This window comes from Cyanobium sp. A1C-AMD (assembly GCF_024346495.1).
GTDB classification, from domain to species: Bacteria; Cyanobacteriota; Cyanobacteriia; order PCC-6307; family Cyanobiaceae; genus Cyanobium_A; species Cyanobium_A usitatum.
In genome coordinates this window covers 1-7,588 of sequence record NZ_JAGQDB010000098.1, presented here as the reverse complement: position 1 = coordinate 7,588, position 7,588 = coordinate 1, and the positions used below count along the sequence as shown (strand labels likewise).

Annotated in this window: 9 protein-coding genes; 5 read left to right on the top strand and 4 right to left on the bottom strand. The window is 62.1% G+C overall.

Annotation, left to right across the window (positions count from 1 at the left end; all coding sequences use genetic code 11):
- The 3 genes from KBY74_RS12585 to KBY74_RS12580 all read left to right on the top strand — a co-directional run.
- The coding region (locus KBY74_RS12585) for a GMC oxidoreductase (protein ID WP_254942989.1) at positions 1 to 1,304 on the top strand (1,304 nt) is incomplete at its 5' end.
- On the top strand, positions 1,305 to 1,913 hold the full coding sequence (locus KBY74_RS13910; protein WP_396123191.1) for a hypothetical protein: 609 nt from the start codon (positions 1,305 to 1,307) through the stop codon (positions 1,911 to 1,913).
- Positions 1,796 to 2,587 (top strand): HlyD family efflux transporter periplasmic adaptor subunit, encoded by a 792-nt coding sequence (locus KBY74_RS12580; protein WP_396123192.1) that lies wholly within the window; start codon positions 1,796 to 1,798, stop codon positions 2,585 to 2,587. Before KBY74_RS13910 ends, KBY74_RS12580 begins: the two co-directional genes overlap by 118 nt.
- Before the next feature lie 62 nt (positions 2,588 to 2,649).
- Here KBY74_RS12580 and KBY74_RS12570 read toward each other — a convergent pair whose 3' ends face one another.
- The 3 genes from KBY74_RS12570 to KBY74_RS12560 form a co-directional block, all read right to left on the bottom strand.
- Positions 2,650 to 4,395, bottom strand: coding sequence for a TolC family protein (locus KBY74_RS12570; RefSeq protein WP_315859068.1), 1,746 nt, complete (start codon positions 4,393 to 4,395; stop codon positions 2,650 to 2,652).
- Between the two features lie 71 nt (positions 4,396 to 4,466).
- A complete protein-coding gene (locus KBY74_RS12565) occupies positions 4,467 to 4,724 on the bottom strand; it encodes a hypothetical protein (protein ID WP_254942986.1) in 258 nt (85 codons plus the stop codon).
- A 7-nt stretch (positions 4,725 to 4,731) separates the two neighbouring features.
- A complete protein-coding gene (locus KBY74_RS12560; RefSeq protein ID WP_254942985.1) occupies positions 4,732 to 4,977 on the bottom strand; it encodes a hypothetical protein in 246 nt (81 codons plus the stop codon).
- Between the two features lie 258 nt (positions 4,978 to 5,235).
- On the opposite strand from KBY74_RS12560, the gene KBY74_RS12555 reads away from it, so the two are divergent.
- Positions 5,236 to 6,489 (top strand): sugar MFS transporter, encoded by a 1,254-nt coding sequence (locus KBY74_RS12555; protein ID WP_254942984.1) that lies wholly within the window; start codon positions 5,236 to 5,238, stop codon positions 6,487 to 6,489.
- Complete coding sequence (locus KBY74_RS12550; protein ID WP_254942983.1) at positions 6,489 to 7,349, top strand: hypothetical protein; 861 nt, start codon at positions 6,489 to 6,491, stop codon at positions 7,347 to 7,349. The genes KBY74_RS12555 and KBY74_RS12550 overlap by 1 nt, the downstream gene beginning before the upstream one ends.
- A 1-nt stretch (position 7,350) precedes the next feature.
- On the opposite strand, the gene KBY74_RS12545 is transcribed toward KBY74_RS12550, so the two are convergent.
- Positions 7,351 to 7,588, bottom strand: a 238-nt coding sequence (locus tag KBY74_RS12545; protein ID WP_254942982.1) for an SMP-30/gluconolactonase/LRE family protein, incomplete at its 5' end; no start/stop codon positions are given.

Below are 7,588 nucleotides of genomic sequence, written 5' to 3'. Positions count from 1 at the left end.
AGATGTATGGCGCGGCCCACTTCCGCCTGCGTCAGCAGGATTTTGAGCAGCTGCATCACTTCGACGGCATTTCGCCGGCCTGGCCGCTGCGTTACAGCGACTTCGAGCCCTATTACCAGCGGGCGGAAGAGATGTACCACGTGCATGGTCAGCGGGGCGAAGATCCCACCGAGCCCCCCTGCAGCGGCCCCTATCCCCATCCGCCGGTGGCCCATGAGCCCCGCATCCAGAAGCTGGTGGATGATCTGCGATTGGCCGGATTGCATCCCTTCCATGCCCCTACCGGGGTGATGCTGGATGAGGCCAACATGGCCTTCAGCCGTTGCCGCAGGTGCAATTGCTGCGATGGCTTCCCCTGTCTGGTGCATGCCAAATCCGATGCGGACGTGCTCGGCATGCGGCCGGCCCTGGCTGCTCCGAATGTCTCGCTGCTCACCCGGGCCCATGTGAGTCGCCTGGAGACCGATGCCTCGGGCCGCAGCGTGCAGGCCGTGCAGCTGGAGCGGGATGGTCAACCGATGACCGTGCGGGGTGATGTGGTGGTGGTGAGTTGTGGTGCCGCCAATACGGCCCGGCTGCTGCTGATGTCAGCCAACGACCAGCACCCCCGCGGTCTGGCCAACAGCTCCGACCAGGTGGGACGCAATTACATGTCCCACAACAGCAAGGCGATGGTGGCCCTGGCCCACGAGCCGAACACCACCGTGTTCCAGAAGACGCTTTCGATCAACGATTGGTATCTGGGGGATGCCGACTTTGACTACCCGATGGGCAATATCCAGATGACGGGTAAGACCAACGGCACGATCATGAAGGGCTATGCGCCGCTCGAAACCTTCCTGATGCCGGGTTGGTCGATGGACAAAATCGCTGAGCACGCTGTCGATTTCTGGATCTCATCGGAAGATCTGCCCGACCCCAACAACCGGGTGACCATCGATGGCGAGGGCCAGATTCATCTGGACTACACGCCCAACAACCCAACCGCCGCCCAGCGGCTCTACGGCCGGCTTACCGGGATGCTGGACCAGCTCTATCTCAAGAAGCATTTGGTGGAGCGCCAGATTTATGTCAAGAACGCCATGGGTATTGCCGCCGTGGCGCACCAGGCCGGCACCTGCCGCTTCGGCGACGATCCGGCCACCTCAGTGCTGGACCTCAACTGCAAGGCCCATGACCTCGACAACCTCTACGTGGTCGATACCAGTTTCATGCCGACCATCGGCGCGGTGAACCCCTCACTCACGGCCATCGCCAATGCCCTGCGGGTGGGCGACCATCTGCGGGAGCGTCTGGGGCGGTGAATGTTGGCTGCTGATGCCTGGAGCTGGGTTCGTCGCCAGGCCGCCGATCCGGAAGGCCAGGTGTTGTTTGCCCTCGCTGGGCTGGTGACGCTCACCGTAGGTTGGGTCTGCTTCTGGCCGGTGCCCACGGAGGTGGTTGGCCGTGGCGTGATGATCGTGCCGGGAGGAGCCAAGGTGATTGACGCCCGTGCCGGCGGGCAGATCCTGGAGATTCCCGTAGCGGTGGGCGAGGCGGTTCGTCGCGGGCAGCCCCTGCTCCGGCTCTATCTGCCGGCATTGGAGCAGGAGTTGCGGCGACAGGAGCGGGATCTGGCGGAGTTGATCGCCATTAATACCGATCTCGACCGCCGCGATGGGGTGCGTCTCCAGGCTGCCCGCACGGTGCGAGATACCGCCCTCACCAAGCTGACCCGGGAGCGCCAGCGGCTGGCTTGCGCCAGACCTACAACCAAAAAGTTGCCGATTTCCGCCTGCTGGCCCGTGAGGAGGTGGTGGCCCCGCTGGCGGAGCAGGTGGTGTCCACCCAGGATCGGGCGACCCAGTTGGAGGTGGCCATTGAAAATCTGCGCATCGGCGAAAAGGAAGCCGAAGATGTCTTTGAGAAGGTGAAGCTGGAGATCGAAACTGAGCAGCAGCGCCGTCGCTATCGCATTGACGACAGCCGCCGAGCCATCAAGGTGACCAAGGTGCGACTGGCCTACGAAGGCACCCTGATCGCGGATCGTGATGGCCAGGTGCTCGACCTGCAGGTGGTGCGCGGCCAGACAGTCAAACCCGGCCAGCGCCTCGGTACCCTCGGCGGCAAGCTCGGTGATCCCCTGCTGGCAGTGGCCTATTTCTCACCGGCCGACGCCAGGCGTCTGCCTCCCCGGCTGCCGATGGAAGTGGTGCCCGATTGGAATGAGCGTGGTCGTTTCGGGGGAGTGCAGGGTCGGGTGCAACAGGTGAGTGTGCTGCCTGCCACCCGGGAAGATGTGGACACCACCATGGGCAATCCCCAGTTGGCGGAGGCGTTGGTGAAGAACGGTCCGGTGATGCGGGTGAACATCGGCCTGGACCCCGGCGCCCGCAGTTTTGATGGCTACCGCTGGACCCTCTCGCGGGGAAGCAGTGTGTTCCCCATTCGGGAGGGTCTCACCCTCAAGGCCCATGGCTACGTGGAGTGGCGCACCCCCTTGAGTTACGTGTTGCCCGTGCTGCGCGACGTCACAGGCAGCTACCGCAACCTGGGCCAGCAGCGTCAGGACCGCCCGTCCCTGCGGCAGGCGGGAGGGTTGCCATGAGGAGAGAGGAGAGGCCATGAGGACGCCCCTGCGCCGGGAGCTGCCGCTATTGATCGTTGAGATCAGCCTTTTGGTGGTGCTGCTGCACGCCAACGCGCCGGAGGTGTGGTTCTGGTTTGCGGTGTTGGTTGTGCTGTTGGCGTGGCGCGGCTGGGCCTGGTGCTGGCGCCGCCAGCAGGCTCGAGCACCAGGGGAAGACTGACGGGCTGGCCGGGTTCGTTTGGTACAGGCAGGAGTTCGCGTAGCAGCTGGGAGTAGCTCACATTGGCGAGGGTGATCGACTCGGCCACGCCCTCCATAGCCTGGGTGAGCAGGCGAATGGTGGTGCTCACATCGGTGTAGTCAGCGAGTCCGAGTTGATGGCGCGCCCGCACATCCCTAAACGCCTCCCGCGAGGCGGCATAGGAGGCCCGGGAGGCCACGATCTGTCCCAGGGCGGCGCGGTGATCGAAAAACGCCGCCTCCAGCCGTTGACGGATGGAGTTGCGTTCCCGGGCCAGCGTCTGTTCGGTGCGCACCGCCGCGGCACGGCTGGCCGCCGCCGCCCCACTGGTCACCCCCCCGTCGAACAGGCGCCAGCGCAGCTGCAGTCCGGCGGCCCAGTCCGCGCTCTGGCTGTAGAGCTCGGGGATGTTGGTGGCGGCGCAGCAGCCCTGCAGGTCGATCACCGGTTTGTTCGAGAGCACCTCCGCCACGCTGGCCTGGGCAAACAGCCGCAGGCTGGGCAGCAGCTCGGCGGCACGGCGGTCGGCCTGGCGCAGCAGGGCATCCCGGGCGGCCTGCAGGGCCAGCAGCTGGGGGTTGTCATTGAAGCCCTGAATAAGGGTCTGCTGCAGGTCGAGGGGCCAGGGCGGCTGGAGGGCGATGGCCTCCGGCGCCGTCACCGTGATGTCGAAAGGCACGTTGATCAGGTTGCTGAGCTGGCGTTCGCGGCTCGCGCGCAGGGCCTCCGCCTGCTCCAGCCGGTAGCGGCTCTGCTGCAGCTCGGCTTCTGCCCGCAACAGATCCAGCCGCGGCACCAGACCCGACTGCTTGAGGGCTTGCACCTCCTCTCTTATCAGGCTGTCGTTGCTCAACACCACCTGGCGCACGCGCCGCAGCTGTTCGGCGAGCTGGAGGCCGTAGTAGGCCAGGCTGACGTCGAGCTGAAGTTGGCGTAGCCGGTTGGCATAGCGCTGCCGTGAAGCGCTCAGTTCATTCTTGGCCTCAGCCAAGGCCGAATTGCGCTCGAAGCTCACCAGTTCCCAGTCGAGGCCAAGGCCGGCCACTCCGATCTGCAGGTTTTCCTGGATTCGGTTCCAGCCGTTCGGTTCCACCAAAAAGGGTGATCCGGCTGGATAGATGCCCACGTTGTCTTCCCCCACCCGATTGGTGGTCTGGCTCTGGCTAGTGCTGCCACTCACAAGCAGGGCCAGCTCCGGCCAGAAGCGACCACGCACCGAGGTGAGCCACCCCTGCCGCTCGTTCACGGCGGCCACCTGGGCGGCCAGATCGGGGTCGTTGCGGACGGCCACCTCCAGGGCGGTGGGCAGGTTCAGGCTCACTCGGCGCACCACGCTGACGGTTGCCGTCGTGGTGGGGATGGCTCCCGCCGACGGGGCCTGCAGCAGCTCCAGGATCTCCCCATCCGGTGCCGCAGCCCTCGGGTCCATCGCCTGGGGATCGCCCGGAACCGCCAGGTCGAGGGCCTGGAGGTCGCGTTCAAAGCGCTGCAGGCTGCGCAGCAAGGTGGCCGAAGGCTTGAGCAGGGGGGGCTGGCTCCAGCTGGCCGATCCGCCAGCCAGGCCAGTGACCCATCCCGCGACCACGGCGATTACCAAATTGCGTCGAGCGTTGCAGCGTCGAGCCTTCCGGGCCCCAGCCCCATGTCGATGCACGCTCATGGCGGGGGGGTGGCTCCTGGAAGGGCAGCCCGGCTGCGGCGCTGTTCCTCCTGGGCCAGCTCATGCAGCATCACGCTGGTGCGGGCCAGGCAGCCGATGGAAAAGCAGATGGCCGCGTTGCCAAACAAGCCCCAGTGCCAGCGCACGTCCCCATCGCGCAGTTTGGTGAGGAGCAGCATGACGGCTGCCGCGGCGATCCAGGGCAGGGTGATCACCACGAGCAGCCGTCTCGGGGTAAGGCGTCTGGGTGTCATGGCGGCCCTAGTGCAATGCGATGTGTTCGAGCATCTGGCGGTCGCGGGCCAGGTTGCGGTTGATCTTGGCCAGCTCCCAGGAAACCTTGCAGACGCAGCCGATCGAAAAGCAGATAGACCCGCTGCCGATCAGGCTCCAGCCATGGCTTCGCAGGCTGAAGTCATCAGACACCATCAGGCGCAGGGCCGTCAGGTTGACGGCGGCGGAGGCGCCCCAGGGCCCGTAGACCCAGACCAGCAGGAAGCGGGGCATCCGGGCCAGAAGTGCAACCTACCGATCATGTCGGTGGCCAGCACCCTGTGACGAACCCATGTCAGCGCCCGCTGGCACCGCATGGCCAATGGCCGGTGGAATCCGTTGACCTTCAAGCTGCCGAAGGCGGATTGGGATGGTGCTGTCCGTTCAGGGCAACCGGGGTACGATCTGCCTGCAGGGGGCATCAACTCATAAACCCTTGACTGATGCAAATCGCCCCGAATCGTTTTTGGCTGTTTGTGAATCCGATTTCTGATGCGCGATCTATCTGACGCCCAGCTCCGAGCTGTTCCTGAATCCACGGCAGACCACAGCCTTGAGCAGGTAGTGCTTCTCCTGGTCGGTGTGATGCAAGGGGTCGCGTTGGTAACCTTCCCCGCCATCAGTACGGTTCTGACGTCAACGAACGGCTATGGCTTGTCAAGCAGTTCCTATGGCTTGATCTTTTTGCCACAGGTGATCGCTGCCATCGCAGCTTCTTTCCTGGGCGGAAAGTTCTCCCGGCTTTGGGGAGCAAAAGATCTCTTGTTGCTCGGATTGATGGCCGACACGGCCTCGATGGGTGTGCTTCTGCTGAGCTCTTTGTGGATCCATGAGCCCACAGTTGCCCTGCCGATGCTGCTGACGGCAACAGCACTGATGGGGTTTGGTTTTGGCGCTGTGGTGCCCCTCCTGAATACCTTTATCGCCGACTTCCAGCCGCAACGGGTGGATCAGTCGATTCTGATGCTGAATGCTCTGCTGGGTCTGGGCACTGCCTTGGCCCCTGCGTTGGCCGCTCTGGTGGTCGGACCCGGCATCTGGTGGCTGCTTCCCCTGATTGTGCTGGTGGCAGCGGCGCTTCTTCTGGTGGCGTGTCGTGCCCAGCCGTTGCAACTGAGTTCAAACGTTCAGGACGGGGGCGCAATGGCTGGGCTCCAGCCGGGAGCCCCTGGGCTATTGGTGCTGTTTGTGCTGGTGGCTATTCTGTATGGGCTGATTGAAACCTTGAATGGCAATTGGTCGGTTTTGTTGATGTCTCGGCGTGTGGAAAGCCAGCCTCAGATTGCTTCGATGGCGCTCACTGTATTTTGGGCGATGGTTACCATCGGAAGGCTGTTCTTCTCAGGTGTATCCCGCTGGCTTACACCTAAATTGCTCCTGCCCGGCTTGCCAGTTTTTCTGGCTGTCGTCCTGGTGGCCATCAGCCGTTTGACTTCTGGCGACGACAGCAGCGCCCTTGTGCTCTTCGCTCTTGCAGGTTTCGGCTGCTCGGCGATGTTGCCGTTGATCATCAGCTTTGGGCAAAAGCGACTGAATTGGCTTGGTGAATTTGTGGCTGGCCTGTTGATTGCTTCGTATCAGCTGGGCTTTGGTTTGGCTGCCTTTGGTGGAGGCACTCTGCAGCAAGCGCTTCAGCTTCCAATCTCAACGTTGTTTGGCTGGGGTGCCTGGGTGGCTCTGGCTTTGGCGCTGCTGTCTGTTTGCATTATTGCTCCAAAAGGCCTTGCTTCACTGTCTCAGCGGTAATGAATCAAACTGGGCGCCTGATTGGTGGCAAAGCAGCACTTTCATTGGGGGTTTTGATTCTCGCTGCTCCGGCACAAAGCCATGAACGCGCTGCAAAAGAGCCGTTGAAGCTTGGCGCCTCTCAGATGATCAAGCTGGTGATTCCCCAGCCATATTCATCTAATCGGCTTGAATATGACTATATCGTTCCCCTTGCTCAAACAGCGCGCGATCGATATTTTTTTGATGCCAAGATTTTTGCATCGGAGAAGCCGTTGATCGGTGCTTCTGCTGGTTCGGATTTTTTTCAGGCTTTCGGTCAGAGTGCGCGCCTTGGTGTGAGGACACTGTTTGAACAGGGCAATGCGTTTCGTGGTGCCAGTGTTGGCTACGATAGCCTCTGGCAGCAGGGCGAGTATTATCAACAGATTGGGGCTGCATTTGAATATACAAAGCGGGACTATCAGTTGGTGTTAACAATGGGGCTGCCCATGACGCCCCCCGGAGCCACTGCTTCTGGGGACACCCCTTTGGCATCCGTTAATCTTCAAGTGTCGCTGCCAACGGGCTATCCAGGTCTCGCAGTTCAGCCCAGGGTTTATGTAGTGGGTAGTAATAGCACCGGTTCGGCTGTTGGAGGACAGTTGCAGTTCACTTATTCTTTTGCGCGCTCTTGGAGCGCGACTCTCGCTTCCAATTATGATGAGCTAACTGGGGTCAGTGGTTCTCTGACCTTTCAGGTGTTGTTTCCCCAGCGCCAGGCTGAAAGCATTGGAGCCGCCATTCATCCCAGTCTGATCAATAGTTTTGCAGGAGCCGTGGGAAACAACGGCTCCCGTGTCATTCGTCTGGATAATGCTCCTGCGTCTTCAGGAAACTGAGTTAGGGGTTGTCCGCTAGCGTGCGCAGTGGCACAAGGCCGCGTGCCTTCAGTTTCACGGCCCACAGGGTGTCGCTGGATCCAATGAAGAGAATATCGTTGTTGGCGCCACCGAAGCTCAGATTGGCTGTTTGTTTCGCCATCAGAAACTTACCGATGAGTTTGCCTTGGGGATTGAGCACGTGGATGCCCTCCAAGGTGCCCACATAGATGTTTCCTTTTTCGTCTAGCCGCATCCCG

Bases quoted from the DNA above. Each gene is read 5' to 3' on its own strand.
- KBY74_RS12565 (WP_254942986.1), bottom strand. From the start codon at position 4,724: ATGACACCCAGACGCCTTACCCCGAGACGGCTGCTCGTGGTGATCACC.
- KBY74_RS12550 (WP_254942983.1), top strand. From the start codon at position 6,489: ATGAATCAAACTGGGCGCCTGATTGGTGGCAAAGCAGCACTTTCATTG.
- KBY74_RS12560 (WP_254942985.1), bottom strand. From the start codon at position 4,977: ATGCCCCGCTTCCTGCTGGTCTGGGTCTACGGGCCCTGGGGCGCCTCC.
- KBY74_RS13910 (WP_396123191.1), top strand. From the start codon at position 1,305: ATGTTGGCTGCTGATGCCTGGAGCTGGGTTCGTCGCCAGGCCGCCGAT.
- KBY74_RS12555 (WP_254942984.1), top strand. From the start codon at position 5,236: ATGCGCGATCTATCTGACGCCCAGCTCCGAGCTGTTCCTGAATCCACG.